This window comes from Streptomyces sp. NPDC054961 (genome assembly GCF_053609145.1).
The window spans coordinates 52553-77414 of the sequence record NZ_JBSGWY010000021.1 but is presented as its reverse complement, the minus strand read 5'-3'; the positions used below and the strand labels follow the sequence as shown (position 1 = coordinate 77414).

20 protein-coding genes and 1 pseudogene are annotated in these 24862 nt (G+C 73.3%); 12 read left to right on the top strand and 9 right to left on the bottom strand.

Annotation, left to right across the window (positions count from 1 at the left end; translation table 11 throughout):
* Nucleotides 1–43 precede the first annotated feature (43 nt).
* Together gltB and ACWF9Z_RS20120 are read left to right on the top strand one after the other, a co-directional pair.
* The gene (gene gltB, locus ACWF9Z_RS20125; protein WP_453603931.1) at nucleotides 44–4621 is read left to right on the top strand and encodes a glutamate synthase large subunit; all 4578 of its coding nucleotides are present in this window, start codon (nucleotides 44–46) and stop codon (nucleotides 4619–4621) included.
* Nucleotides 4614–6074: a glutamate synthase subunit beta gene (locus ACWF9Z_RS20120; RefSeq protein ID WP_453603843.1), complete on the top strand. Its 1461-nt coding sequence runs from the start codon at nucleotides 4614–4616 to the stop codon at nucleotides 6072–6074. Before gltB ends, ACWF9Z_RS20120 begins: the two co-directional genes overlap by 8 nt.
* Nucleotides 6075–6273: 199 nt before the next feature.
* Here the strand turns inward: ACWF9Z_RS20120 and ACWF9Z_RS20115 are convergent, their stop codons facing one another.
* Complete coding sequence (locus tag ACWF9Z_RS20115) at nucleotides 6274–9405, bottom strand: AAA family ATPase (protein WP_453603842.1); 3132 nt, start codon at nucleotides 9403–9405, stop codon at nucleotides 6274–6276.
* Nucleotides 9406–9533: 128 nt separating this feature from the next.
* On the opposite strand from ACWF9Z_RS20115, the gene ACWF9Z_RS20110 reads away from it, so the two are divergent.
* Together ACWF9Z_RS20110 and ACWF9Z_RS20105 are read left to right on the top strand one after the other, a co-directional pair.
* On the top strand, nucleotides 9534–10226 hold the full coding sequence (locus ACWF9Z_RS20110) for a hypothetical protein (RefSeq protein WP_453603840.1): 693 nt from the start codon (nucleotides 9534–9536) through the stop codon (nucleotides 10224–10226).
* A gap of 448 nt (nucleotides 10227–10674) precedes the next feature.
* Nucleotides 10675–12015 (top strand): DUF1906 domain-containing protein, encoded by a 1341-nt coding sequence (locus ACWF9Z_RS20105; RefSeq protein ID WP_453603838.1) that lies wholly within the window; start codon nucleotides 10675–10677, stop codon nucleotides 12013–12015.
* Nucleotides 12016–12065: 50 nt separating this feature from the next.
* Here the strand turns inward: ACWF9Z_RS20105 and ACWF9Z_RS20100 are convergent, their stop codons facing one another.
* The 3 genes and pseudogenes from ACWF9Z_RS20100 to ACWF9Z_RS20090 form a co-directional block, all read right to left on the bottom strand.
* Nucleotides 12066–12584 (bottom strand): pyridoxamine 5'-phosphate oxidase family protein, encoded by a 519-nt coding sequence (locus tag ACWF9Z_RS20100; RefSeq protein ID WP_453603837.1) that lies wholly within the window; start codon nucleotides 12582–12584, stop codon nucleotides 12066–12068.
* Nucleotides 12585–12620: 36 nt separating this feature from the next.
* Nucleotides 12621–12916, bottom strand: a pseudogene (locus tag ACWF9Z_RS20095) (VWA domain-containing protein); the annotation flags it as partial.
* 40 nt (nucleotides 12917–12956) lie between these two features.
* Nucleotides 12957–13547, bottom strand: a complete 591-nt coding sequence (locus ACWF9Z_RS20090) for a helix-turn-helix transcriptional regulator (RefSeq protein WP_453603835.1) — start codon at nucleotides 13545–13547, stop codon at nucleotides 12957–12959.
* 65 nt (nucleotides 13548–13612) lie between these two features.
* On the opposite strand from ACWF9Z_RS20090, the gene ACWF9Z_RS20085 reads away from it, so the two are divergent.
* The 3 genes from ACWF9Z_RS20085 to ACWF9Z_RS20075 all read left to right on the top strand — a co-directional run bounded on the left by ACWF9Z_RS20085 (nucleotide 13613) and on the right by ACWF9Z_RS20075 (nucleotide 14959).
* On the top strand, nucleotides 13613–13801 hold the full coding sequence (locus ACWF9Z_RS20085) for a hypothetical protein (protein WP_453603833.1): 189 nt from the start codon (nucleotides 13613–13615) through the stop codon (nucleotides 13799–13801).
* A 3-nt stretch (nucleotides 13802–13804) separates the two neighbouring features.
* Nucleotides 13805–14536 carry a glucose 1-dehydrogenase gene (locus ACWF9Z_RS20080; RefSeq protein WP_453603832.1) on the top strand — a complete coding sequence of 244 codons (732 nt, stop codon included), beginning with the start codon at nucleotides 13805–13807 and terminating at the stop codon, nucleotides 14534–14536.
* A 63-nt stretch (nucleotides 14537–14599) separates the two neighbouring features.
* Nucleotides 14600–14959 (top strand): hypothetical protein, encoded by a 360-nt coding sequence (locus ACWF9Z_RS20075; RefSeq protein ID WP_453603830.1) that lies wholly within the window; start codon nucleotides 14600–14602, stop codon nucleotides 14957–14959.
* A 92-nt stretch (nucleotides 14960–15051) separates the two neighbouring features.
* Here the strand turns inward: ACWF9Z_RS20075 and ACWF9Z_RS20070 are convergent, their stop codons facing one another.
* The 4 genes from ACWF9Z_RS20070 to ACWF9Z_RS20055 are packed head-to-tail and all read right to left on the bottom strand — an operon-like array spanning nucleotide 15052 to nucleotide 17833.
* A complete protein-coding gene (locus tag ACWF9Z_RS20070) occupies nucleotides 15052–16209 on the bottom strand; it encodes an acetyl-CoA C-acetyltransferase (protein WP_453603828.1) in 1158 nt (385 codons plus the stop codon).
* A 16-nt stretch (nucleotides 16210–16225) separates the two neighbouring features.
* Nucleotides 16226–16852 carry a TetR/AcrR family transcriptional regulator gene (locus ACWF9Z_RS20065; RefSeq protein ID WP_453603826.1) on the bottom strand — a complete coding sequence of 209 codons (627 nt, stop codon included), beginning with the start codon at nucleotides 16850–16852 and terminating at the stop codon, nucleotides 16226–16228.
* 31 nt (nucleotides 16853–16883) lie between these two features.
* Complete coding sequence (locus tag ACWF9Z_RS20060) at nucleotides 16884–17669, bottom strand: SDR family oxidoreductase (protein ID WP_453603824.1); 786 nt, start codon at nucleotides 17667–17669, stop codon at nucleotides 16884–16886.
* The gene (locus tag ACWF9Z_RS20055) at nucleotides 17666–17833 is read right to left on the bottom strand and encodes a hypothetical protein (RefSeq protein WP_453603823.1); all 168 of its coding nucleotides are present in this window, start codon (nucleotides 17831–17833) and stop codon (nucleotides 17666–17668) included. The genes ACWF9Z_RS20060 and ACWF9Z_RS20055 overlap by 4 nt, the downstream gene beginning before the upstream one ends.
* 106 nt (nucleotides 17834–17939) lie before the next feature.
* Between ACWF9Z_RS20055 and ACWF9Z_RS20050 the strand changes: the two genes are divergently transcribed.
* The 3 genes from ACWF9Z_RS20050 to ACWF9Z_RS20040 all read left to right on the top strand — a co-directional run bounded on the left by ACWF9Z_RS20050 (nucleotide 17940) and on the right by ACWF9Z_RS20040 (nucleotide 21481).
* A complete protein-coding gene (locus tag ACWF9Z_RS20050; RefSeq protein ID WP_453603822.1) occupies nucleotides 17940–19085 on the top strand; it encodes an acyl-CoA dehydrogenase family protein in 1146 nt (381 codons plus the stop codon).
* Nucleotides 19085–20074 (top strand): acyl-CoA dehydrogenase family protein, encoded by a 990-nt coding sequence (locus ACWF9Z_RS20045; RefSeq protein ID WP_453603820.1) that lies wholly within the window; start codon nucleotides 19085–19087, stop codon nucleotides 20072–20074. Before ACWF9Z_RS20050 ends, ACWF9Z_RS20045 begins: the two co-directional genes overlap by 1 nt.
* Nucleotides 20075–20293: 219 nt before the next feature.
* Nucleotides 20294–21481: an RNA-guided endonuclease InsQ/TnpB family protein gene (locus ACWF9Z_RS20040; RefSeq protein ID WP_453603930.1), complete on the top strand. Its 1188-nt coding sequence runs from the start codon at nucleotides 20294–20296 to the stop codon at nucleotides 21479–21481.
* Nucleotides 21482–21531: 50 nt separating this feature from the next.
* Here ACWF9Z_RS20040 and ACWF9Z_RS20035 read toward each other — a convergent pair whose 3' ends face one another.
* Nucleotides 21532–22326, bottom strand: coding sequence for a class I SAM-dependent methyltransferase (locus tag ACWF9Z_RS20035; RefSeq protein ID WP_453603818.1), 795 nt, complete (start codon nucleotides 22324–22326; stop codon nucleotides 21532–21534).
* Between the two features lie 410 nt (nucleotides 22327–22736).
* Here ACWF9Z_RS20035 and ACWF9Z_RS20030 point away from each other — a divergent pair, with 410 nt between their 5' ends.
* The gene (locus ACWF9Z_RS20030; RefSeq protein ID WP_112447913.1) at nucleotides 22737–22940 is read left to right on the top strand and encodes a cold-shock protein; all 204 of its coding nucleotides are present in this window, start codon (nucleotides 22737–22739) and stop codon (nucleotides 22938–22940) included.
* 116 nt (nucleotides 22941–23056) lie between these two features.
* Nucleotides 23057–24754, top strand: coding sequence for a DEAD/DEAH box helicase (locus tag ACWF9Z_RS20025; RefSeq protein ID WP_453603816.1), 1698 nt, complete (start codon nucleotides 23057–23059; stop codon nucleotides 24752–24754).
* The last annotated feature ends 108 nt before the right edge of the window (nucleotides 24755–24862 follow it).

Genomic DNA, 24862 nt, shown 5'->3' with positions numbered 1-24862 from the left:
CACGCACTCCGCGACCGGCCTCAGCAACACCGCCTGGTCGCCCATGGACGGTCGCCCCGCCCAGCAGGGCATGTACGACCCGCGCAACGAGCACGACGCCTGTGGCGTCGGCTTTGTGGCCAACCTCACCGGCGAGGCCAGCCACACGCTGGTCGAGCAGGCGCTGACCGTATTGCGGAACCTCGAGCACCGGGGCGCCACCGGCTCCGAGCCGGACTCCGGCGACGGCGCCGGCATCCTCTCCCAGGTCCCGGACGCGTTCCTGCGCGAGGCGGCCGGATTCGACCTTCCCGAGGCCGGCGCGTACGCCGTCGGCATCGCCTTCCTCCCCGCCGACGGCACCGCACAGGCCGTCGCCGTGGAGCAGATCGAAGCCATCGCGGCCGAGGAGAACCTGACGGTCCTCGGCTGGCGCGAGGTCCCGGTCACCCCGGACCTGCTCGGCAACGGCGCCCGCGCCACCATGCCGGCCTTCTCGCAGCTCTTCGTGACCGGGGGTACCTCCCAGGCCGAAGGCTCTGGGGGAGGGAGCGGGAGCAGCGGCATCGAGCTGGACCGCACGGCGTTCGTGCTGCGCAAGCGCGCCGAGCGCGAGGCCGGGGTCTACTTCCCGTCGCTCTCCGCGCGCACCATCGTCTACAAGGGCATGCTGACCACCGGCCAGCTGGAGCCCTTCTTCCCGGACCTCTCCGACCGCCGCTTCGCGTCCGCGATCGCCCTGGTCCACTCCCGGTTCTCGACGAACACCTTCCCGTCCTGGCCGCTCGCCCACCCGTACCGCTTCGTCGCGCACAACGGCGAGATCAACACGGTCAAGGGCAACCGGAACTGGATGCGGGCCCGCGAGTCCCAGCTGGCCTCCGGCCTGTTCGGCGAGGGCGCACTGGAGCGGATCTTCCCGATCTGCACCCCGGACGCCTCCGACTCGGCTTCCTTCGACGAGGTCCTGGAGCTGCTCCACCTCGGCGGCCGTTCGCTTCCGCACAGCGTGCTGATGATGATCCCGGAGGCGTGGGAGAACCACACCTCCATGTCGCCGGCCCGCCGCGCGTTCTACAAGTACCACTCCACGCAGATGGAGCCCTGGGACGGCCCCGCCTGCGTCACCTTCACCGACGGCACCCAGGTCGGCGCGGTCCTCGACCGCAACGGCCTGCGCCCCGGCCGCTACTGGGTCACCGACGACGACTTCGTCGTGCTCTCCTCCGAGGTCGGCGTCCTCGACATCGACCCGGCCAAGGTCGTCCGCAAGGGCCGCCTGCAGCCCGGCAAGATGTTCCTCGTCGACACCGCCCAGAAGCGGATCATCGAGGACGACGAGATCAAGGACGCGCTGGCCGCCGAGCACCCCTACGCCGAATGGCTGGAGACCGGCGAGATCGAGCTCGAGGACCTCCCCGAGCGCGAGCACATCGTCCACACCCACGCCTCGGTCACCCGCCGCCAGCAGACCTTCGGCTACACCGAGGAAGAGCTGCGCGTCATCCTCGCGCCGATGGCCCGCACCGCCGGCGAGCCGCTCGGCTCCATGGGCACGGACTCCCCGATCGCGGCCCTGTCCGAGCGCCCCCGGCTGCTCTTCGACTACTTCACCCAGCTCTTCGCGCAGGTCACCAACCCGCCGCTGGACGCCATCCGCGAGGAGCTCGTCACCTCGCTGCTGTCCTCGCTCGGCCCGCAGGGCAACCTGCTGGAGCCGACCTCCGCGTCCTGCCGCAGCGTCACGCTGCCGTTCCCGGTGATCGACAACGACGAGCTCGCCAAGCTGATACACGTCAACGCCGACGGCGACATGCCGGGCATGAAGGCCGCCACCCTCTCGGGCCTCTACCGGGTCTCGGGCGGCGGCGACGCGCTCGCCGCCCGCCTGGAGGAGATCCGCGGCGAGGTCGACGCGGCCATCGAGAACGGCGCGCACCTGATCGTCCTCTCGGACCGTCACTCCGACGCCGAGCACGCGCCGGTCCCGTCGCTGCTGCTCACCTCGGCCGTGCACCACCACCTCATCGCCACCAAGCAGCGCACCCAGGTGGGCCTGCTGGTCGAGGCCGGCGACGTCCGCGAGGTCCACCACGTCGCGCTGCTCATCGGCTACGGCGCGGCCGCGGTCAACCCGTACCTCGCCATGGAGTCCGTCGAGGACCTGCTGCGCGCGGGCACCTTCCTGTCCGGCCTCGAGCCGGAGCAGGCCATCAAGAACCTGATCTACGCGCTGGGCAAGGGCGTCCTGAAGGTCATGTCCAAGATGGGCATCTCCACCGTCGCCTCCTACCGCGGCGCCCAGGTCTTCGAGGCCGTCGGCCTGAACGAGGAGTTCGTCCAGGCGTACTTCCAGGGCACCGCCACCAAGATCGGCGGCGCCGGCCTCGACGTCATCGCCAAGGAGGTGGCCGCGCGCCACGCCAAGGCGTACCCAGCCTCCGGCATCGCGGCCACGCACCGCGCGCTCGAGATCGGCGGCGAGTACCAGTGGCGCCGCGAGGGCGAGCCGCACCTGTTCGACCCGGACACGGTCTTCCGCCTGCAGCACGCCACCCGCAACCGCCGGTACGACATCTTCAAGCAGTACACCGACCGGGTGAACGAGCAGTCCGAGCGCCTCATGACGCTGCGCGGGCTCTTCGGGTTCAAGAGCGAGGACCGCCCGTCGATCTCCATCGACGAGGTCGAGCCGGTCGCCGACATCGTCAGGCGCTTCTCCACCGGCGCCATGTCGTACGGCTCCATCTCCAAGGAGGCGCACGAGACCCTCGCCATCGCCATGAACCAGCTGGGCGCCAAGTCCAACACCGGTGAGGGCGGCGAGGACCCGGACCGCCTGTACGACCCGGCGCGCCGCTCCTCCATCAAGCAGGTCGCCTCCGGCCGCTTCGGTGTCACGAGCGAGTACCTGGTCAACGCGGACGACATCCAGATCAAGATGGCGCAGGGTGCCAAGCCCGGCGAGGGCGGCCAGCTGCCCGGCCACAAGGTCTACCCGTGGGTCGCCAAGACCCGGCACTCCACCCCGGGCGTCGGCCTGATCTCCCCGCCGCCGCACCACGACATCTACTCCATCGAGGACCTGGCTCAGCTGATCCACGACCTCAAGAACGCCAACCCGGCCGCGCGCATCCACGTGAAGCTCGTGTCCGAGGTCGGCGTGGGTACGGTCGCCGCCGGTGTCTCCAAGGCCCACGCGGACGTCGTCCTCATCTCCGGCCACGACGGCGGTACGGGCGCCTCCCCGCTCACCTCGCTGAAGCACGCGGGCGGTCCCTGGGAGCTCGGCCTCGCCGAGACCCAGCAGACCCTGCTGCTCAACGGGCTGCGCGACCGCATCGTGGTCCAGACGGACGGCCAGCTCAAGACCGGCCGCGACGTCATCATCGCCGCGCTGCTCGGCGCCGAGGAGTTCGGTTTCGCGACCGCCCCCCTCGTCGTCTCCGGCTGCGTCATGATGCGCGTCTGCCACCTGGACACCTGCCCGGTGGGCATCGCCACCCAGAACCCGGTCCTGCGCGACCGGTTCTCCGGCAAGCCCGAGTTCGTCGTCAACTTCTTCGAGTTCATCGCCCAGGAGGTGCGCGAGCTCCTCGCCGAGCTGGGCTTCCGCACGATCGAGGAGGCCGTCGGTCACGCCGAACTCCTCGACACCAGCAAGGCCGTCACGCACTGGAAGGCGCAGGGTCTCGACCTGGAGCCGCTCTTCTACGTGCCCGAGCTGCCCGACGGCGCGGTCCGCCACGCCCTGATCGAGCAGGACCACGGCCTGGAGAAGGCCCTCGACAACGAGCTCATCGAGCTCGCCGCCGAGGCGCTGAACGCCGGCTCCGCCGAAAGCGCCCTGCCGGTCCGCGCCCAGGTCGCGATCCGCAACATCAACCGGACCGTCGGCACCATGCTCGGCCACGAGGTCACGAAGAAGTTCGGTGGCGCGGGCCTGCCCGACAACACCATCGACCTGACCTTCACCGGCTCGGCCGGCCAGTCCTTCGGCGCCTTCCTGCCGAAGGGGATCACGCTCCGCCTGGAGGGCGACGCCAACGACTACGTCGGCAAGGGCCTCTCCGGCGGCCGCGTCGTCGTCCGTCCCGACCGCGGCGCCGACCACCTGGCCGAGTACTCGACCATCGCGGGCAACACGATCGGCTACGGCGCCACCGGCGGCGAGCTGTTCCTGCGCGGCCGCACCGGCGAACGCTTCTGCGTCCGCAACTCCGGCGCCCTGGTCGTCTCGGAAGGCGTGGGCGACCACGGCTGCGAGTACATGACCGGCGGCACGGCGGTCGTCCTGGGCGAGACCGGACGCAACTTCGCGGCCGGCATGTCGGGCGGCGTCGCGTACGTCATCGACCTCGACCCGGACAACGTCAACGTCGGCAACACGGGCGCGGTCGAAGCCCTCTCCGACACCGACGCCCAGTGGCTGCACGACGTGGTGCGCCGCCACGAGGAAGAGACCGGCTCCACCGTGGCCGCGAAGCTCCTCGCTGACTGGACCGCCGCGGCAGCCCGCTTCAGCAAGATCATCCCGACCACGTACAAGGCAGTGCTCGCCGCCAAGGACGCCGCCGAGCTGGCCGGACTCTCGGAGTCCGAGACCACCGAGAAGATGATGGAGGCGGCGACCCATGGCTGACCCGAAGGGCTTCCTCACCACCCCGCGCGAGACCGCCTGCACCCGTCCGGTGGCCGAGAGGCTGAAGGACTGGAACGAGGTCTACGTTCCGGGCTCGCTGCTCCCGATCATCAGCAAGCAGGCCGGCCGCTGCATGGACTGCGGCATCCCGTTCTGCCACAACGGGTGCCCGCTCGGGAACCTGATCCCGGAGTGGAACGACTTCGCGTACCGCGAGGACTGGACCGCCGCCTCCGAGCGCCTGCACGCGACGAACAACTTCCCGGAGTTCACCGGGCGGCTGTGCCCGGCGCCGTGCGAGTCCGCCTGCGTGCTCGGCATCAACCAGCCGGCCGTCACCATCAAGAACGTCGAAGTCTCGATCATCGACAAGGCCTGGGACAACGGCGACGTCACCCCGCAGCCGCCGGAGCGCCTGTCCGGCAAGACGGCCGCGGTCATCGGCTCCGGCCCGGCGGGTCTCGCCGCGGCCCAGCAGCTGACCCGGGCCGGGCACACCGTCGTGGTGTACGAGCGCGCCGACCGCGTCGGCGGCCTGCTGCGCTACGGCATCCCCGAGTTCAAGATGGAGAAGGTGCACATCAACCGCCGCATCGAGCAGATGCGCGCGGAGGGCACCAAGTTCCGTACCGGCGTCGAGGTCGGCCGCGACGTCACGGCCACCGGCCTGCGCAAGCGGTTCGACGCGGTGGTCATCGCGGCGGGCGCCACCGTCTCCCGCGACCTCCCGGTCCCGGGCCGCGAACTCAAGGGCATCCACTTCGCGATGGAGTACCTCCCCCTCGCGAACAAGGTCCAGGAGGGCGACTTCATGGCGCCCCCCATCACGGCCGAGGGCAAGCACGTGGTCGTCATCGGCGGCGGCGACACCGGCGCGGACTGCGTGGGCACCGCCCACCGCCAGGGCGCGGCCTCGGTCACGCAGCTGGAGATCATGCCGAAGCCGGGCGAGGACCGCAACGCCAACCAGCCCTGGCCGACGTTCCCCATGCTCTACAAGGTCACCTCGGCCCACGAGGAGGGCGGCGAGCGGATCTACTCCGTCTCCACCACCCACTTCGCGGGCGACGAGGACGGCAACGTCCAGGAACTCCACCTGGTCGAGGTCGAGTTCGTCGACGGCAAGCTCACCCAGAAGCCCGGCACCGAGCGCGTCCTCCCCGCGCAGCTGGTCACCCTGGCGATGGGCTTCACCGGCACCGACCAGGAGAACGGCCTGGTCGCGCAGTTCGGCCTGGCGATGGACGCGCGCGGCAACATCGAGCGCGACGCCTCGTACGCGACCAACGTCGACGGCGTCTTCGTCGCCGGCGACGCCGGCCGCGGCCAGTCGCTGATCGTCTGGGCCATCGCGGAAGGCCGCTCGGCCGCCCGCGGCGTGGACCGCTTCCTGACCGGCTCCAGCGCCCTGCCGTACCCCGTCAAGCCGACGGACCGCTCCATCACCGTCTAGCAGGCGGCCGGCGCGGTACCCCACCTCCGGGAGGGGTACCGCACCGGCCTCGCCGTACCCCCGGCGCGCCGGGACCCCCATACGGTCCGTACAACGGTGTGCGGAACTCCGACACAGCGCCCGCCACCTCCCCGACCAGGGCCGGCGGGCGCTGTGGCGCGTGCGGGGCCCGCCCTGGCCCCACCCCCGTGCGGGAGGCTCAGGACAGGCGGCGGGCCGTGAGGGCGGCCAGGGCCGAGCGGGTGGTGACGCCCAGTTTGCTGAAGATGTGGTTCAGGTGGGTGTCCACGGTGCGCGGGCTGACGTAGAGGCGCGCCGCGATGGCGCGGGTGGTCAGACCCTCGGTCACCAGCGCGGCGATCTCCTCCTCGCGCGGCGTGAGACGGGGGAGGGCGGGCGCGGACGGGGGCCGGGGCGGAGCGGGCGACGGCGGGGGGAAGAGGTCCGCCAGGCCCGTGAGGAGGTGCGCGCCGCCCGCGTCGGCCAGACGGCGGCCGCGGTGCCACTGGGACGCCGCCGTGGCCGGGTCACCGGACCGGGCCGTGAGCGAGGAGGCGATCAGCAGGGCCTGGGACTCCCACAGGGTCGCCCCCGAGCGGGCCGCCTCCTCGGCCGCCCGCGCGTACCGGTCCGCCGCCGGCCCGGGCTCGCCGCGCCCCACCAGCACCTGCCCCGCGCTGCGCAGCGCCGAGGCCCGTTGCGCCGGCAGCCCGAGGCGCTCCGCGTCCGCGGCGGCCATCGCCGACCACGCCTCCGCGTCGGCCAGGTCGCCGGTGGTGACGGCCGCGGTGACCAGGGCCTCCAGGAACAGCGGACGCATCGTCGGCTGGAGGCGGGCGAGTTCCGGACCGCCGCCCGCCCGCAGCATCGCGGACCGGGCCCGGCGGGGGTCCCCGCCGTGCAGGGCGGTGTAACTCAGCACGCACCAGGCGAGCGAGGCCCACCAGCTGCTGCGCCCGCCGGTCAGCGCGACCGCCTCCTCGGCGACGGCCAGCGAGCCGCCGTCGCCCGGGGGCAGGGACACCAGCAGCACCTGCGCCTTGTTCGAGAGGACCAGCGCGAGGAGCTCGTCGCTGCCGATGCCACGGGCGATGCTCTCCGCCTCGTCCACCAGCTCCAGCGCCGGCGCCGGCCGGCAGGTGTTCATGAGGACGATCGCCTTGCACAGCAGCAGGTGCGGCAGCAGGTGGAGGGGGACCACGCGGCGGGCGAGGGCCAGACCGCGCTCCGCGTGCCGCTCGGCGTCCGGGTACCGCTCCAGATAGAACTCCGCCCAGCTCAGACGCGCCAACGGCTCGCACAGGCCGGCCAGTTCACGATCGGCCAGCGCGTCCACCCTGGCCGCGGCGCGGTCCGTCAGCTCCCGGGCCGTCGCCAGATCGCCCCCGTACGTCTCCCCGAGCGCGATGGTCGTCAGCGCCCCCGCCTCGGCCGGCTCGTCGCCCAGCCGCCGGGCCAGCTCCAACGTGCGCAGTACGTCCTCCCGCACCTCCGGATACGGCAGCGCGTGCGGGGCGGAGGAGCCGAGTTCGAGCCCGAGAGCGAGCGCGTCGACCGGTCGCGGCGCGGGCCGGCGGCCCAGCTCGCGGCGCAGCAGGGCGACCGCGGGCCCGTACTGTCCGAGGTGGCGCTCCATGGACGCGCAGAGGGTGACGGCGCTCGCGCGCAGCCCGCCGTCCTCCTCCTCCCTCTCCTCCGCGCGGCCGTCGAGGCGGACGGCGCCGAGGGGGACGGCGCCGAGGGGGGAACCGGCCCTCCCGGGGCCCGCGATCAGCTCGTGGAGCAGGTCCCGGCTCGCGCGCAGCTCCCCGCACACGCTGAGCGCCCGCGCCCGGCGCAGCACCAGCTCCCGCCGCCGCGCGCGGTGTTCCGCGGTGTCGGGCAGCACGCGCAGCACCGTACCCAGCCAGTGGGCGCAGCTCGCGGGGGCCGTGGTCTCCGACTGTCCCGCGGCCTCCAGCAGGACGGCGGCCGCTTCCGGGTCCCAGCCGGTCAGCGACCGCTCGACGTGGTGGGCCCGTACGGCGGCGGAGGCGCCCGCCCCGGCGAGCGCGGCGGCGGCCTGCCGGTGCATGTCGGTGCGGCGCCGGTGCTCGGTGTTCTCGTGCACCACGGTCCGCAGCACCGGATGGCGCAGGGACCAGCTCCCGCCGGGGCCGCGCCGCAGCAGGTCCCGGCCGGCCAGCACCCCGAGGTCGGCGTCGAGCCGGCCGGGATCGGACGCCGGGAGGGAGGCGGCCAGCGTGCGCGCGATCAGCGGCGCGGTGGCGTGGTCGCCGAGTACGGCGACGGCCTCGGCCGTACGGCGCTGCGTGTCCGAGAGCGGGGTCAGCTCGTCGAGCAGCAGGGCGGAGAGATCGCCGGCCGTGGCGCCGGGCCCGGCCCCGTGCGGGCCGTGGCGCCGGTCCCGGCCCCGCCCCTCCCGGTCTCCCCGCTCCCGCTCCTCCTCCCGGCCCGGGCCCTGTCCCTGTCCCTGGAGCAGGGTCAGGAAATAGAGCGGATTGCCCTCGCTGGCCGCGTACAGCCGGGCGGCGCGGATGGGCGACATGCCCCCGGCGAGCTGCTCCACGCAGGCCCGCTCGCCGAGGGGGCCGAGGTCCAGGCGCAGCACGGCCCCGGTGTCGACGCCCCGGGTGAGCGCGGCGGCGAGCGAGGGGGAGGTCTGGCGGTCGCGGCGGGCCACGACGATGATCACGGGGGCGCGGGGCGGGTGGCGTACGAGGTGGTCGAGGAGCTCGAGCGACGCCGGATCGGCCCAGTGCAGGTCGTCGAGCGCGATGAGCAGCCCGCCGCCCGCGCTCCGGCCGGTCCTCCCGCTCGCGCCGTCCGTGGCGCGTGCACCCTCCGCGGACGCGCCGCCCGGCCCGGCCAGCGCCGCGAACATCCGGGCGGTGGCGCGGTGCACGGCGAACCGGTCCACCGGTGCGCTCGGCGCACGGCCGAACGGCGAAGGGGCCGCGCCCGCATGCGAGGCGGCACCCGGATCCGGCAGCGTCCCCCCGTAGACGACGGGGGCCACCGACGGGTCCGGTTCCCGTCCGCGCAGCAGCTCGGGATCCAGATCGGCGAACGCGTCCGTGAACAGGTGGAAGGGAATGTGCCGTTCGTACTCGGTGGCCCGGCCGCGCAGGACCGTCAGCCCGCGCTCCCGGGCCCGCCCGCAGACCTCGGTGAGCAGCCGGCTCTTGCCCATGCCCGCCGGGCCCGTGAGGTCGACGACGCGCGGCGATCCGGCGGCCCCGTCGGTCGCCTCGCCGATCACCTCGCCGATCACCTCGTCCAGCCGGTCCAGCTCGGCCCCCCGGCCGACCAGCGGAGTCCTGTCCGTCATGATGCCTCCCCGGATGTCCGATACCCGGATCGGGCGCCGGGGATGCGTAGGCGGTTCTACGGATGCCGCCGCCCGGGCCCGGCTGCGAGCATCGGAAGTGACCCGGCCGTGCCCGACGTGGAGGCCTGATGCGCCGATTACGTGTGTTCGCCGTTCCGTTCGTAGCCCTTCCCGTGCTCGTCCTCGCCGGCTGTTCGAGCTCCGGTTCGGGCTTGGGAGACCTCAGGTCCCTGCCGCCCGCATCACCGTCCCCGTCCCCGTCGGCCTCCGCCTCGCCCTCCGCCTCGCCCTCCGCTTCCCCGCCCCCGCTCTCCCTGCCGGCCACGCCGTGCACGGTCACGGCGGGCCTGGACACCAAGGGGATGACCGCCTACCTCAAGGGGCTGCGCAGCAGCGAGCGACCGGCATCCTCGGACTCCTCGGCCCTCTTCATGGTGGACAACGGCGTATGGCTGAGCCTCAGGAACTCCCAGCGCCCGTGCGAGGCGGTGCCGGTGAAGCTCAGTCACTTCCGGGTGGACATGACCAAGTCGTCGAGCTCGGCCGGCTACAAGTTCACCTACGCCCCCCTCGACACCCTCACCCTCGCCGTCGGCCCGGGCGACGGCCTGGTCCGGGGCAGCGTGCCCCCGCCCCCGTCGGGCTGCGGCGGCACGCTGTCCGTCCTGTACGTGGGGCAGGAGCTCGCGGAGAGCGAGCTTCCGGAGCACCTGAGCCTGCCGAGCACGGACTCCACGCTGGACTGGACCCTGGTCGACGTCTCCGCGGACCGCGTACTGGACGCGGTCTTCAAGCCGCCGCCGGGCGCGAAGAACTGCTGACCCCGCCGGGGGAGGCCGGTGGGGTCAGCGGTCCGGCGGCCTCGGGGGAGGCCGCCGGCGGGGCCGGCGGGGCCGGTGCGCCGTGGGGGTGCGCACCGTTCCGCCGGCCCGGGCCGCCGGCATCGTCGAGAAGCTGACCGTCTCCTTCACCGCGGAGTTCCGCGGACACCCGAACCCCCGGAAGAGCCCCGAGCGCACCGCCCGACGCGACGGGGCCGAGCCCGCCTCACTCGTGCGGGTGACCCACGAAGCCGGCCCCGCCGCAGGACCGGTGGGAACGGGCGCAGGCGCTCGTCGAGCTCGTGGACGCGGCGGGCGAGGAGCGGATCTTCGCGCTGCCCGCGGCGCGGGACCGGCAGGGGCAGGGGACACCCGGCTGGGCCGGACGGGCCAATGGCGGGGGTTCTCCCGGGGAGAGGGGCCCCGCGTTCTGGTAACAGTACGTCACATGCTGCCCACCCACACGCTGTTGAGCTGCCTGCTCGGCGCCGCGCTGCTCGCTCCCCTCCCGCTCGGGACCGCCGACGGCCGCACCGCCGACGGCCGTACCGCCGCCCTCCCCGCTCCGACCGACGGCCGCACCGTCGACTACCGCGGGCTGCGCTTCACCGTCCCCGCCGACTGGCGCGTCGTCGACCTCGACCGCGACCCCGAGGCCTGCCTGCGCCTCGACCTGCCCACCCTCTACCTCGGGCACGCGGGCACGCAGGGTGACTGCGGGGCCGCCCGCGCCGTCGCCCCCCGCGCCGACACCCTGCACCTGGAACCCCTCGACGGGGCCCCGCCGCGCGCCGACATCCCGACCGTCCCCGCGGACGAGGGCGACCCCCTGCCGAAGGTGCGGGGCGACAGCAACGAACTCCGCTACGCCCTGCGCCGCGCCGGGGTGATGGCCACCGTCTCCTACGGAGCCACGCCCGAGGCCGTGCGCGGGGTGCTCGGCCGGGCCCGGTCGCTGACGGCACCGCCCGTCCAGGGCCCCGGCCCGGCCCGGCGCCCGGTCTCCGCGGAACCGGCCGTCGCCGTCGGCCCCGGCCCCCGCAAGGCCGCCCAGGAGTCCTACCGGGGCGAGGGGTTCGACGCCTGTACCGCACCCACCCAGCGGGCCATGGACGCCTGGCGGGCCGACTCGCCCTTCGGCGCGGTCGGCGTCTACATCGGCGGACGCGCCCGCGCCTGCGCCCAGCCGCAGCTCACCGCGGGATGGGTGACCCGGCAGACCGAGGCGGGCTGGCACCTGATGCCGATCTGGGTCGGCCCCCAGCCCTGGCACAACTCCGGCAGCGGACTGTCCACCGACCCCTCCGAGGCCAACGACCAGGGCAAGGCCGCCGCCGAGGGCGCCGCCCAGGCGGCCACCGCGCTGGGCCTGGCCGAGAACACGGTCCTCTACAACGACCTGGAGAACTACACGGACCGGGCCACCTGGGACGCCCCGGTCGTCGCCTACCTCACCGCCTGGACGGTCCGGCTGCACGAACTGGGCTACCGCGCGGCCGCGTACGTCGCGGCCAGCTCCGGGGTCAAGGCGCTGAGCGCCCACTACGACCAGGCCCCGGACAGCATGCCCGACGTGCTGTGGGCGGCCCGCTGGAACGGCGCGGCCTCCGTCGCCGACGCCGACCTCGGACTGCCGGCGGGCACCCGCCAGTGGGCGGGGGCGCGCCGGGCCCACCAGTTCCGGGGCGACCACGACGCCACGTACGGGGACGTGACGATCAACATCGACCGGAACTGGGTGGACGTCGACCCCGCCGCCCTGCCGAAGACCCGCCCGTCGCCGAGCTAGGCCGGGCCCGCCCGCCCGCTGCCGATCCGGCCCCGCGGGCCGCCGCCGGGCTAGCCCGCGGTGTCCTCGCGGGCCGGCTCGTCGTCGTTGCCCCGGCGGACGGTGCGCAGGCCGCGGGCCGGGGTCCACGAGCGCACCACCAGGTCCTCGCCCTCGACGCCGACGCGGACCACCTCCGTCAGATCGGCGCGGAAGAGGTCGAAGGGGTGCGGACTGTCGTTCTCCTCGGCCTCCTCCGCGTACCGGTGGAGCTCCGGCTGTTCCACGATCTCCACCGCCCGCCCGGAGATCCGCACGTCCCCGTCGGGCATGGTCTCGCCCGCGCCGGGATTCGTGTGCAGGGCGAAGCGCGCGTCGCGCCGCAGGTCCTTCCCCTTCATCGAACCCGGCATCATGCCCAGCCACAGCTCGCCGCCGCGGATCTCGACGTTCAGCCCGGTCACGCGCGGCGAGCCGTCCTTGCGCAGGGTCGCCAGGACATGGTGCGGGAACTGCGCGAAGCGCGCCCGGACGGCCGCCGCGAATTCCGGTTCGGCCGTCTCGAACGCGGCCCAGTTGTTCGTCGTCATACGCCCATCAAAGCGCGGGGCACCGACAATGCCGGATCAGGCGCGCACGATGCCCGCCGCACGGGCCGCCGCCAGCCAGTTTGGTCCGCGACGGCGCGCGGGTCCTGACCGGCATGGAAATAGCCCGCGTTGTCCACCGGCCGCTTGCCGGGCACGGGCAGCTCGTCGAGCCGGCGCTGGAAGTCGAACTGCGAGCTGCGCGTGTTCCCGAAGCCGACGAACTGCCAGAACATCGGCAGCCGGGCCGCCTTGCACAGGTACTTCTCGGCGGCGAGCTTGCTGACGGGGCCGCCGTCCGTCTGGAAGACGACGAGCGCCGGAGCGGCGGAACCCCGTGTCCTGGCCGATGCTCCGGCCGGCCGTCGTCGGTCCTCAGCCCGCCGCGCCACCGCGGCGGCTCTCCAGCTCCGCGATGTCGTCCAGCATGGCGCCCGCGAGGTCGCGCTCGGAGGCGTAGTACCGCTCCGCCCACTTGAGGGTGAGCGCCGGGTAGGCCCACGAGGCCTCTTTCTTCGCGTCCTGCGCGTCGGCCACCGCACGGAGCCGCATCTGCTCCGCGAACTCCTGGTGCTGTACGAGGACTTCGCGCATCTGCTCCGGCTCCAGCAGGTGGCCGAGCCAGAGCCGCAGCATCGGCCCGTGTTTGAGCACCGGCGGGTCGACGGGCGCCTCGCGCGCCCAGGTCCGTACGGCCGCCATGCCCTCGCCGGTGATCCGGTACACCCGCTTGTCGCGGGTGCCGGTGTCCTGGGCGACGAGCCGCGAGGAGGCGTAGCCGGCCTTCTCGAGCCGCTTGAGCTCGCTGTAGATCTGGCTGAAGGACGGGCTCCAGTAGAAGAACCGCAGTGACCGGTCCGACCATTTCTTCAGGTCGTAACCGGAGAGCTCCTCCCCGAAGGAGAGCAGCCCGAGCACCGCCCAGCTGGTCGCGGGGAGCGGGCGGTCGTTCGTCTCGTCTGCCACGCAGCGCAGTCTACGACCGGTCCTCGTGGGGCCCCTTCCCCCGAGAGACCATGACTGCTAGACATATGCCTATTCGAAATGCGTACCAGGTGTCGTGCGTGGGCACGGCGGGGAGGTTCTCCGTGAAGTTCTCGATGCTCCACGCCGTGCGGCTCGTCGGCCCGGCCCCCGGACGGACCGCCGGTGCGGGCCGGACCCCGCACCGGCGCTCGTACCCGTACCCGTACCCGCGCCCGCGCACGCTGGAGGGCTGAGCCGTGTCCGTCTCCCTCGACGGCAAGGTCGTCGTCATCACCGGCGCCGGACGCGGCCAGGGCGCGGCCGGGGCCCGGCTGTGCGCGGAGGCCGGCGCACGGGTCGTGATCACCGACGTCCGGGAGGAGGAGGGCCGCTCGGTCGCCACCTCGCTGGGCGACCAGGGGATCTACGTGCGCCACGACGTGGCCGACGCCGACAGCTGGGCGGAGGTCGTCAGGGAGTCCGTACGGGCCTTCGGCACCGTCTCGGCGCTGGTCAACAACGCGGCGCTGTGGCGCACGGCCCACGTGGAGCGCCAGCGCCTGGAGGACTTCGAAGCCCTGCTCCGGGTCAACCTGCTCGGACCCTTCCTCGGTATCCAGGCGGTGGCCCCGGTGCTGCGCGCGGGCGGCGGCGGCTCGGTCGTCAACGTCTCCTCCACCGCCGGGCTGACCGGCATCCCGGGCCACGCGGCGTACGGATCGACCAAGTTCGGGCTGCGCGGGCTGACGAAGTCGGCCGCGCTGGACCTGGCGGGGGACGGGATCCGGGTCAACTCGGTCCATCCGGGGGCGATCGACACCCCCATGGTCAGCGAGGCGGTCGCGGGGCGGGACTGGTCGCACGTGCCGCTGGGCCGGATCGGCCGGCCCGAGGAGGTCGGGGAGCTGGTCCTCTTCCTCTGCTCGGACGCGTCCTCGTACATCACGGGCGCGGAGTTCACGGTCGACGGCGGGATGACGGCCCGATGAGCGCCGCCGCCGGGGCGCGGCCCCGGCGGCCCCGCGCGCGACACCACCCGGCATGATGTGTGCATGTCGATATCGGTCTCCGGGGCACTGGTGCGCAACTGCCTCGCCCTCGCCGCGGAGTTCGCCGCCGCCCTGCTGCTGCGCGGCGACCAGCCGCACTGGCTGCCGGTGACGCTGGTGCTGTTCGCCTTCGCGTCCGGACTGCCGAACGGCACCGACGCCGGCTTCGTCCACCGGACCCTGCTCGCGGCCGGCGCGCTGCTGATCGCCCTGTGCGCCGCCCGGGCATGGGACGCGTACGCGCCGCGCACGGACGGGACGGACGGGGCGGACGGGGCGGTGTACTGGGAGGCGCTGACCGCGGGCCTGGTCCTGGCCCAGACGGTCTCCCTGACCCGGCTCTCCAGGCGCCGGCGGGGCTGAGCACGACCCCGCCGGGCGCGCGGGGCGCGGACGCTTCCGGGGGCCGGACCCCCGGGAAGGGGACCCCGGGAGGCGGGACCGCGGACCCCGGGCTACAGCCGCTCGATGATGGTGACGTTGGCCTGGCCGCCGCCCTCGCACATCGTCTGGAGGCCGAAGCGGCCGCCCGTGCGCTCCAGTTCGTGCAGGAGCGTCGTCATCAGCTTGACGCCGGTCGCGCCCAGCGGGTGGCCCAGGGCGATCGCGCCGCCGTTGACGTTCACCCGCTCCGGGTCCGCGCCCGTCTCCTTCAGCCAGGCCAGGACCACCGGGGCGAACGCCTCGTTGATCTCGACCAGGTCGATGTCCGAGAGGGACATGCCGGTCTTCTTCAGGGCGTGGGCCGTCGCCGGGATCGGCGCCGACAGCATGCGGATGGGGTCCTCGCCGCGGACCGACAGGTGGTGGATGCGGGCGCGCGGCCGCAGCCCGTGTTCCCGCACCGCCCGCTCGGACGCCAGCAGCATCGCCGCCGCGCCGTCCGAGACCTGGGAGGAGACCGCCGCCGTGATCGTGCCGCCCTCCATGACCGGCTTCAGGCCCGCCATCTTCTCCAGCGTGGTGTCCCGGCGCGGGCCCTCGTCCGTCGCCACCGGCCCGTACGGCACGGTCTCCCGCTCGAAGCGGCCCTCGTCGATGGCGCGCAGCGCCCGTTCGTGGGAGCGCAGGGCGAACCGCTCCATGTCCTCCCGCGAGATCCCCCACTTCTCCGCGATCAGCTGCGCGCCGTGGAACTGGTTGACGGGGGAGTCCCCGTACCGGGCCCGCCAGCCCGCCGACCCCAGGTAGGGCCCCTGCGTGAGGCCCAGCGGCTCCGCCGCCTGCCGGGAGGCGAAGGCGATGGGGATCATCGACATGTTCTGGGTGCCGCCCGCGACCACCAGGTCCTGCGTTCCGGACATCACGCCCTGCGCCGCGAAGTGCACGGCCTGCTGGGAGGATCCGCACTGGCGGTCGATGGTGACGCCCGGGACCTCCTCGGGGAGTCCCGCCGCCAGCCAGGCCGTCCGCGCGATGTCGCCGGCCTGCGGCCCCACCGTGTCGAGGCAGCCGAACACGACGTCCTCCACGGCGGCCGGGTCGATCCCGGACCGCTCGACGAGCGCCTTCAGGACGTGCGCTCCCAGGTCGGCCGGGTGGGCCTCGGACAGGCCTCCCTTGCGCCGGCCCACGGGGGTGCGCACCGCTTCGACTATGTAGGCCTCGGGCATCGGAACTCCTCAGGGGTCACGTGCGGGTGGCGATGCCGTCCAGCACCATCGAGAGGTACTGGCGGGCGATCTCCTCGGGACTGTGCTGGCCGCCCGGCCGGTACCAGGAAGCCGCCACCCACACCGTGTCGCGTACGAAGCGGTAGGTGAGGCGGATGTCCAGGTCGGCGCGGAAGACCTTCGCGGCGACCCCGCGTTCCAGCGTCCCCAGCCACGCCTTCTCGAACTTGACCTGCGAGTCCGAGAGGTAGTGGAAGCGGGGCTGGGCGGAGAGGTGCCGGGACTCCTTCTGGTAGATGGCGACGGCGGCGCGGTGCCGGTCGATCTCCCGGAACGACTCGGTGACGAGGGCCTCGATGGTCTCCCTGGGTCCGAGACCGGCGGCGAGCACGGTGTCGTACCCGTCCCACAGCTCGGTCAGGAAGGCGGAGAGGATCTCGTCGAGCATCGATTCCTTGGAATCGAAGTGGTAGTAGAGGCTGCCGGCGAGCATCCCGGCGGCATCGGCGATCTTGCGGACGGTGGTGGCGTTGTAGCCCTGCGCGGCGAAGACCTCGGCGGCGGTGTCGAGGAGTTCGCGGCGGCGCTCGGGCGACGCCGTCACCTGGGGCTTCTTCTTGGCTGTCGGCTTGTTCGTTGGCACGTGCCCATTCTGGTCATACGCCGGCGCCGGCCTACGCGTGCTGACTGCTGACCGAGACGGTCTCGCCCGTCATGTACGAGGCGTAGTCGCCGGCCAGGAAGACGATGACGTTGGCGACCTCCCACGGCTCGGCGTACCGCCCGAAGGCCTCCCGGGCCGTCAGCTCGCGCAGCAGCTCCTCGCTGGTGACCTTCACCAGGTGCGGGTGCATGGCCAGGCTCGGCGCGACCGCGTTGATCCGTACGCCGAACTCGGCGGCCTCCAGGGCCGCGCAGCGGGTCAGCGCCATCACCCCGGCCTTCGCGGCGGCGTAGTGCGCCTGCCCGCTCTGGGCGCGCCAGCCGATGACGGAGGCGTTGTTGACGATCACCCCGCGTCCGCTCCCGGCGGCCCGGAAGGAGCGCAGCGCGGCGCGGGTGCAGCGGAAGGTGCCGTTCAGGGTCACGTCGAGGACCCGGGCCCACTGTTCGTCGGTCATGTCGACGAGGGGCGCGGTCCCCCCGAGTCCGGCGTTGTTCACGACGATGTCCAGGCCGCCGAAGGTCTGCTCGGCGAGCGCGAAGAGCGCCTGGACCTGGTCCTCGTCGGTGACGTCGCAGGGCAGGGAGGTGACGCGCCCGGCGCCGAACTCCGCGGCCAGCGCCTCCTCGCTCTCCTTGAGGCGGCGGGCGTGCGCGTCGCCGAGGAGGACGCGGGCGCCCTCCTCCAGGAACCTGCGGGCGGTGGCCCCGCCGATGCCGGCCCCGGCGGCCGCGGTGATGACGGCCGTACGGTCCTTCAGCAGCCCGTGCCCGGCGACGTACTCCGGTGCGTTCATGCCCGTACCTCCTGGGGAAGGCCGAGGATCCGCTCGGCGACGGCCTCGCGCTCCCGGCCCGGCCCGCCGCGGCCGCCGGGGCCGCCGGGGGAGGCGGACCCGCCGGTGAGGCGGGCCCGTACCCGGCTCCGAAGCCCGGTACGGAACTCCTCGACGCTGGTCATGGCCGTACGTTAACCTACCAAACACTTGTTAGGGAAGCAGGTCCGTGCCGCCGGCGGAAACGCCCGGCGGCAGCGGCACCGCCGCCACGAAGGAGGCGAACACCTGATGGACCTGAACCATTCGGCGGACGTGGAGGCCTTCCGGGCCGAGGCCCGCGCCTGGCTGACCGCCCACGTGCCGCCCGCCCCCCTCCCCTCCCTGGAGACCGAGGAGGGGTTCGCCGCGCACCGGGAATGGGAGGCGCTCCTGCACGCGGATCGCTGGTCGGTGGTCTCCTGGCCCGAGCGGTACGGCGGCCGGGGCGTCGACATCGAGCGGTGGCTGGTCTTCGAGGAGGAGTACTGGGCCGCCGGCGCGCCCGGCCGGGTCTCCCAGAACGGCATCAACCTCCTCGCCCCCACCCTCTTCGACCACGCCACCGACGACCAGCGCGCCCGCGTCCTGCCCGCCATGGCGAGCGGCGAGGTGATCTGGGCCCAGGCCTGGTCCGAGCCGGAATCCGGCTCCGACCTCGCCTCCCTCACCTCCAGGGCCGTGCGCACCGAAGGCGGCTGGCTGCTGTCCGGACAGAAGACCTGGTCCTCGCGGGCCGCCTTCGCCGACCGCGCCTTCGGCATCTTCCGCACCGACCCCGCCGCCCCCCGGCCCCACCAGGGCCTCACCTACCTGATGTTCGACCTGCGCGCCCCCGGGGTCACCGTGCGGCCCATCGGCCGCCTCGACGGCAAACCGGCCTTCGCGGAGCTCTTCCTCGACGAGGTCTTCGTGCCCGACGCGGACGTGATCGGCGAGCCCGGCCAGGGCTGGCGGATCGCCATGTCCACCACCGGCAACGAGCGCGGGCTGACCCTGCGCGCCCCCGGCCGCTTCCTCGCCTCCGCCGACCGCCTCGTGGGGCTGTGGCGCAGCGCCGGGGACCCCGCGGACACCGCACTGCGCGACCGGGTCGCCGACGCCGTGGTCGGCGCGCGCGCCTACCAGCTGTTCACCTGGGCCAACGCCTCCCGCTTCGCCGCCGGCGAGACGATCGGCGCCGAGTCCAGCCTGAACAAGGTCTTCTGGTCCCAGTACGACATCGCCCTGCACGAGAGCGCCCTCGACCTGCTCGGCCCCGACGCGGAGCTCGCCGACGGCGCGTGGGCCGAACCGTGGATCTTCTCGCTCGCCGGACCCATCTACGCCGGGACCAACGAAATCCAGCGCGACATCATCGCCGAGCGACTGCTCGGCCTCCCGAAGGGCCGCCGCTGATGCGCTTCCTGCTCACCGAGGAACAGGCGGACTTCGCCCGCACCCTGCGCGGCCTGCTCGGCGCCTCCGGGGTCCCGGCCGCCGTACGGGCCTGGGGCGCGGGCGACCACAGCCCCGGCCGGGCGCTCTGGGCGCGGCTCGCCCCGACCGGCCTGTTCGCCCTCGCGGCGGACGAGGCCCACGACGGCATGGGCCTGCTGCCGCTGGAACAGGCGCTCGGCTTCGTGGAACTGGGCCGGGTCGGCGTGCCGGGCCCGGTCGTGGAGACCGCGGCCGCCTCCGTCCTCCTCACCCGGCTCGGCGACCAGACGCTGGCGAAACGCTTCCTCCCCGGGCTGGTCGCGGGGGAGACCACGGCCACGCTGACCCTGCCGGCCGGGGGCCCGTACGCCCTGGACGCGGACGCGGCCACCCACCTCTTCACGGTGTCGCCGGCGGGGGAACTGCGCCTGGCCGGTGCCACCACACCCCCACGGACCTCCACCGACCCCGCCCGGCGCCTCGCCCTGCCGGACGACGGCGGCGAGCTGCTCGCGGCCGGCCCGGCGGTCACCGCGGCGGCGGACGCCGCCGCGCACTGGGCCCGGCTGCTCACGGCCGCCCAGAGCCTGGGTGTCGGCGAGGCGCTCCTGGCGCGCACCGTGGAGTACGCGAAGCAGCGCACCCAGTTCGGCGCGCCGATCGGCGGCTTCCAGGCGGTCAAGCACCGGCTGGCCGACACCCTGCTCGGCCTGGAGTTCGCCAGGCCGCTGCTCTGGGCGGCGGCGCTGTCGCTCGAACCCGCGGAGATCGCGGCGGCGAAGCTGACGGCCGGCGAGGCGGCGTACGCGGCGGCCATGACCGCGCTCCAGCTGCACGGCGCCGTCGGCTACACCGAAGAGCTCGACCTCTCGCTCTGGCTGCGCAAGGCCCGACCGCTGCGCGACGCATGGGGGAGCCCCTCGCAGTGCCGGGCGGCGGTGCTCCAGGGGCGGACGGGGGCGCCGTGAGCAGGAGGCGGTGAAGCGGGAGCGGGGTGCACGACGACGACCGCCGGGCACCAGGTCTCACCTGATTTCTCCCGGGAGGCCCCGGCCTTCAGGCCGGGGGGAATGGGTCCTTGGGGCGGAGTCGCGAAGCGGCGGAGTTCTCTGCGCCTCTGCTCTGACCTGTACTTTCTTCCGTTGTCAGTGGCGCCTTGTACGTTGATCGTCGTGACGACAGCAGCGATGGCCGACGGGGGCGGGCACGCCCGGTACACGTACCGGCTTCGTGTGTCGTCGACCGCGCTGGCTGCCCTGGAAGGGGAGTGGGCGCGGTGTCGCTGGGTGTGGAACGAGTGTGTGGCGATGTCCCGCAAGGTCAACGGCCTGAACAAGACGGCCGCCGAGAAGATCACGTGTGGCCCGGCGCAGCTCGACAAGATGCTGACAGAGGCCCGGCAGTCGATGGGCTGGCTGCGTGCGGGTTCCTCAGTGCCGCAGCAGCAGACCGTCCGGGATTTCGCCAAGTCCCGGGCGAAGGCGTTGAAGGACATCAAGGCGAAGCTGCCGGTACGGCAGCGGGCCGGGATGCCCCGCGTCAAGCGCAAGCGCGAGGCGCTGGCGACGCTGAACTACACGCAGCGCGGGTTCCGGCTCAAGGACGGCCTGCTGCACTTGGCGGGCGGCATCGTCTTGACGGTGGTGTGGTCGCGGGACCTTTCTTCCGGGCCTTCCTCGGTACGCGTGTACCGGGACAGTCTCGGGCACTGGTACGCCTCGTTCGTGGTGGCTGCCGAGGCCCGGCCGCTGCCGGAGACCGGCTGTGTGATCGGGGTGGACTGGGGCGTGAGGGAGACCGCCACGACCACGTCCGATGCCCACGACCTGCCCCACCCCCAGCATGGGAGGAACGCTGCACGGAAGCTCGCCTGGTACCAGCGGATGATGGCCCGGCGCAAGACGCCGAAGAACCGGCCTGATACCGCCGGATACCGCAAAGCCCGCCGGGCTGCGGCAAAGGTGTCGAAGAAGATCGCCCGGCAGCGGCAGGACACCGGCCGGAAGTGGGCCAGGACCGTGGTCCGCGACCATGACGCCCTGGCAGTGGAGGACTTCCGCCCGAAGTTCCTTGCCAAGTCCACCATGGCCCGCAAAGCAGCTGATGCCGCGATCAGCGCAACGAAGGCGGCGCTGATCGAGATGGGCCGCAAGCACGGCCGTGCCGTGTACCTGGTACACCCCGCGCACACCACGATGGACTGCGCGCAGTGCGGAGCGAGAACCAAGCACGCACTCCCCCTCTCCGAGAGAACGTATACGTGCACCGCGTGCGGAGCGGTGTCCCCCAGGGACAAGAACTCCGCCCGCGTGATGCTCGTCCGGGCAGGTCTCAACCCGGCTAGTGCTGATCTTGTAAGCCCTGCCACCTGCTAGGTGCCAGGCGAAGTGAGCTAGGAATCCCCTCCCTTCAGGGAGGGGAGGTTTCAAATCACCGCCACGCTGACGGAGACCACGTAGGGCTCCTCCACCACCCCGTCCGCAAAGAGCGGACGCAGTCGCTCCCGCTCGGCGTCGAGGAACTCCCGGGTCCCGGCCTCGCCCAGCAGCAGGAACGCCGAGTGGCTGGCCAGGTGCGCCAGGTGCGCCTCCAGCGGGATCCGCCGCGACCAGGGAACGGACCGGGTCGTGAAGCCCGAGTCCAGGCCGCGCGGGAGCGTGCGGAAGCTGACGGCCGCGCCGCCGGTCCCGCCCACCGGACCGGCCCCGCCCACCGCACCGCCCGGGCCGTCTTCCGCGAAGAAGGCGCGGATCCGCCCGCCCTGCTCCGCCACCCAGCCGACCGACTCGTCCAGGTCGTTCCACCAGATCGCCAGCGCCCCGCCCGGCCGCAGCACCCGGCGGGCCTCCGGCACCGACAGGACCGGATCGGTCCAGTGCCAGGCCTGCGCGTACGTCAGGAAGTCGAACCCGGAGCCCGCCAGCGGCAGCCGGTTCCCGTCCCCGCGCACGATCGGGATGTCCGGATGCCCGCGCCGGAACTCCGCCGCCATCCCGTCCCCGGGCTCGACGGCCACCACCTCGGCTCCGCGGGCGCGCATCGGCGCCGTCCCGATCCCGGTCCCCGCCCCCACGTCGGCCACCCGCGCCCCGGCGAAGCCGCGCCCGGCCAGCTCCTCGACCGTGTCGTAGAGCGCCTCGGGATAGCCGGGCCGGAACTGCCCGTAGAGGGCGGCGGCGCTGTCGAAGGATCGCGCCCGGGAGCGGGGAGTCGTCGTCATGGCTTCATTGTTTTCGATCAAGCACCCCGGGACCAGACCGCCCGAGCACACCCCCGGCGCCGCCGTCCGGGTGAATCTTCGGACCGGGGACGAAGAGGTCCTCCCCGGCGTGACGACCGGATCCCCGGAGGGGGAGCGGATCCTCCTCGACCCAAGCGGGACAAGGCCTTCGCGGCTCCGGGCGGCCCTCGCGCAGGTGGGCGCGAGGGTGCGCGCGTGGGGCCGCGCGCGACGGAGGTCACAGGAGCGCCACGGCACTCCCCGGCCGACGTGTGCTAGCTTAGTTCTCGTTGCAGTTGTGGTACCCATGAACTTTATGTGCGCCTGACGGGAATGCTCCGACAGGCGCTTTTATTGTTTTGCCGGAATCTCCGGATGGGGCCCTTTGCCGCCTATTCAGGAGATTCAAAATGGCACTTGGCACCGTGAAGTGGTTCAACTCGGAAAAGGGCTTCGGCTTCATCGAGCAGGACGGTGGCGGCCCGGACGTCTTCGCCCACTACTCGAACATCGCCACCCAGGGCTTCCGTGAGCTCAACGAGGGCCAGCGCGTGTCCTTCGACGTCACCCAGGGCCAGAAGGGCCCCCAGGCGGAGAACATCCTCCCCGCCTAAGGCAGTCAGCACGCCGGGGTCCGCACCGAGTAGGTGCGGGCCCCGGCTTGTCTGCTGTTTCGACCCGTTTGTGCATTTCTCAGCAGTACCTGCCGGTTTCAGGAGGGCTTTCTCGCATGACCAGCTCCAGCTCCGCACGACCCAGCCGCCGCCCCACCCGGGGTCGAGGTGCGGCCCAGGGACGTCCGAAGGCTGGCGCGGGACGGCAGAAGTCCGCACCCGTGGCCAGGCCCCAAGAATTCACCATGCCCGTCCCGCAGACCCCGGCCCTCGAGCCGGTGGCCGCGTTCGAGGACATGGACATGCCCGAGGCGCTGCTGAAGACCCTCGCCGCCCAGGGCGTCACCGAGCCGTTCCCCATCCAGGCGGCGACCCTGCCGAACTCCCTCGTCGGCCGTGACCTGCTCGGCCGCGGCCGTACCGGCTCCGGCAAGACGCTGGCCTTCGGCCTGGCCCTGCTGGCCCGCACCGCCGGCCGCCGCGCGGAGCCCAAGCAGCCGCTCGCACTGGTCCTCGTACCGACCCGCGAGCTCGCGCAGCAGGTCACCGACGCCTTGGCCCCGTACGCCACGTCCGTCAATCTGCGCACCGCGACCGTCGTCGGCGGCATGTCGATCAACCGGCAGGTCGGCCTCCTGCGCCGCGGCGCCGAGGTGCTCGTCGCCACCCCCGGCCGCCTCAAGGACCTCATCGACCGCGGTGACGCCGACCTCTCGCAGGTCGCCATCACGGTCCTCGACGAGGCCGACCAGATGACCGACATGGGCTTCATGCCGCAGGTCACCGCGCTGCTCAAGCAGGTCCAGCCCGAGGGCCAGACCATGCTGTTCTCGGCGACCCTCGACAAGAACATCGACAAGCTCGTCAAGATGTTCCTGACCGACCCGGTCGCCTTCTCCGTCGACCCGTCCGCCGGTGCGGTCAGCACGATGGAGCACCACGTCCTGTACGTCATGGACGAGACCGACAAGAAGGCCGTGGCCACGCGCATAGCCGCTCGTGACGGCCGGGTGATCATGTTCGTCGACACCAAGCGCGGGGTCGACCGCATGGTCAAGAAGCTCCTCGCCGACGGCGTCCGCGCCTCCGGCCTGCACGGCGGCCGCTCGCAGCCGCAGCGCAACCGCACCCTCGACTGGTTCAAGACGGGCGAGGTCACCGCGCTCGTCGCCACCAACGTGGCCGCCCGCGGCATCCACATCGACGACCTCGACCTCGTCGTCAACGTGGACCCGCCGGTCGACCACAAGGACTACCTGCACCGCGGCGGCCGTACCGCCCGCGCGGGCGAGTCCGGCAGCGTCGTCACGCTGGTCCTGCCCGACCAGAAGCGCGACATGACCCGCCTGATGTCGGACGCCGGGATCTCCCCGCGCACCGCCCAGATCAAGTCCTCCGACGAGGAGCTGGCCCGCCTCACCGGCGCCAAGGAGCCCTCGGGCATCCCGGTGGTGCTGGACGTGCCGCAGCCGCCCGCGCCGCGTCAGCGTTCCGCCGGCCAGGCCGGCGGGGGCTCCGGCTCCGGCGCGCGCCGCCGCTCCGGCGGTCCGCGCACGGGCTCCGGTACGGGAGCGGCTCCGGCCGCCGGCGGCCGCGGCCGCCGTTCCGGCGGTGGCGGCGCCGCCACGGGTCAGGCCCCGGCCGCCGGCTCGGGCCAGGCCCGCCGCGGCCAGGCCGGCCAGGGCGGTGCCACGGGCGGAGCGGGCGAGCGCGGCCGGCGCACCGGGGGCGGCGCCTCCGGCGGTGGCGCGGCCGCGGCTTCGGCCCGCAGCCGGGTGGGTGGCGCGGGCCAGGCCCGCCGCCGTTCCGCCTGACCCGTCACGACGTACGGCCACGGGGGCCGGGGGCGCGGGCCGCCGCGCCCGCCCCCCCCGGGGGGTGGGCGCGACCCCACGCCCGGGGTGGGGGTGGCTCTCTGTGTG

Bases quoted from the DNA above. Each gene is read 5' to 3' on its own strand.
- gltB (WP_453603931.1), top strand. From the start codon at position 44: ATGGACGGTCGCCCCGCCCAGCAGGGCATGTACGACCCGCGCAACGAG.
- ACWF9Z_RS20120 (WP_453603843.1), top strand. From the start codon at position 4,614: ATGGCTGACCCGAAGGGCTTCCTCACCACCCCGCGCGAGACCGCCTGC.
- ACWF9Z_RS20115 (WP_453603842.1), bottom strand. From the start codon at position 9,405: ATGACGGACAGGACTCCGCTGGTCGGCCGGGGGGCCGAGCTGGACCGG.
- ACWF9Z_RS20110 (WP_453603840.1), top strand. From the start codon at position 9,534: ATGCGCCGATTACGTGTGTTCGCCGTTCCGTTCGTAGCCCTTCCCGTG.
- ACWF9Z_RS20105 (WP_453603838.1), top strand. From the start codon at position 10,675: ATGCTGCCCACCCACACGCTGTTGAGCTGCCTGCTCGGCGCCGCGCTG.
- ACWF9Z_RS20100 (WP_453603837.1), bottom strand. From the start codon at position 12,584: ATGACGACGAACAACTGGGCCGCGTTCGAGACGGCCGAACCGGAATTC.
- ACWF9Z_RS20085 (WP_453603833.1), top strand. From the start codon at position 13,613: ATGCCTATTCGAAATGCGTACCAGGTGTCGTGCGTGGGCACGGCGGGG.
- ACWF9Z_RS20075 (WP_453603830.1), top strand. From the start codon at position 14,600: ATGTCGATATCGGTCTCCGGGGCACTGGTGCGCAACTGCCTCGCCCTC.
- ACWF9Z_RS20070 (WP_453603828.1), bottom strand. From the start codon at position 16,209: ATGCCCGAGGCCTACATAGTCGAAGCGGTGCGCACCCCCGTGGGCCGG.
- ACWF9Z_RS20060 (WP_453603824.1), bottom strand. From the start codon at position 17,669: ATGAACGCACCGGAGTACGTCGCCGGGCACGGGCTGCTGAAGGACCGT.
- ACWF9Z_RS20055 (WP_453603823.1), bottom strand. From the start codon at position 17,833: ATGACCAGCGTCGAGGAGTTCCGTACCGGGCTTCGGAGCCGGGTACGG.
- ACWF9Z_RS20050 (WP_453603822.1), top strand. From the start codon at position 17,940: ATGGACCTGAACCATTCGGCGGACGTGGAGGCCTTCCGGGCCGAGGCC.
- ACWF9Z_RS20045 (WP_453603820.1), top strand. From the start codon at position 19,085: ATGCGCTTCCTGCTCACCGAGGAACAGGCGGACTTCGCCCGCACCCTG.
- ACWF9Z_RS20040 (WP_453603930.1), top strand. From the start codon at position 20,294: ATGGCCGACGGGGGCGGGCACGCCCGGTACACGTACCGGCTTCGTGTG.
- ACWF9Z_RS20035 (WP_453603818.1), bottom strand. From the start codon at position 22,326: ATGACGACGACTCCCCGCTCCCGGGCGCGATCCTTCGACAGCGCCGCC.
- ACWF9Z_RS20030 (WP_112447913.1), top strand. From the start codon at position 22,737: ATGGCACTTGGCACCGTGAAGTGGTTCAACTCGGAAAAGGGCTTCGGC.
- ACWF9Z_RS20025 (WP_453603816.1), top strand. From the start codon at position 23,057: ATGACCAGCTCCAGCTCCGCACGACCCAGCCGCCGCCCCACCCGGGGT.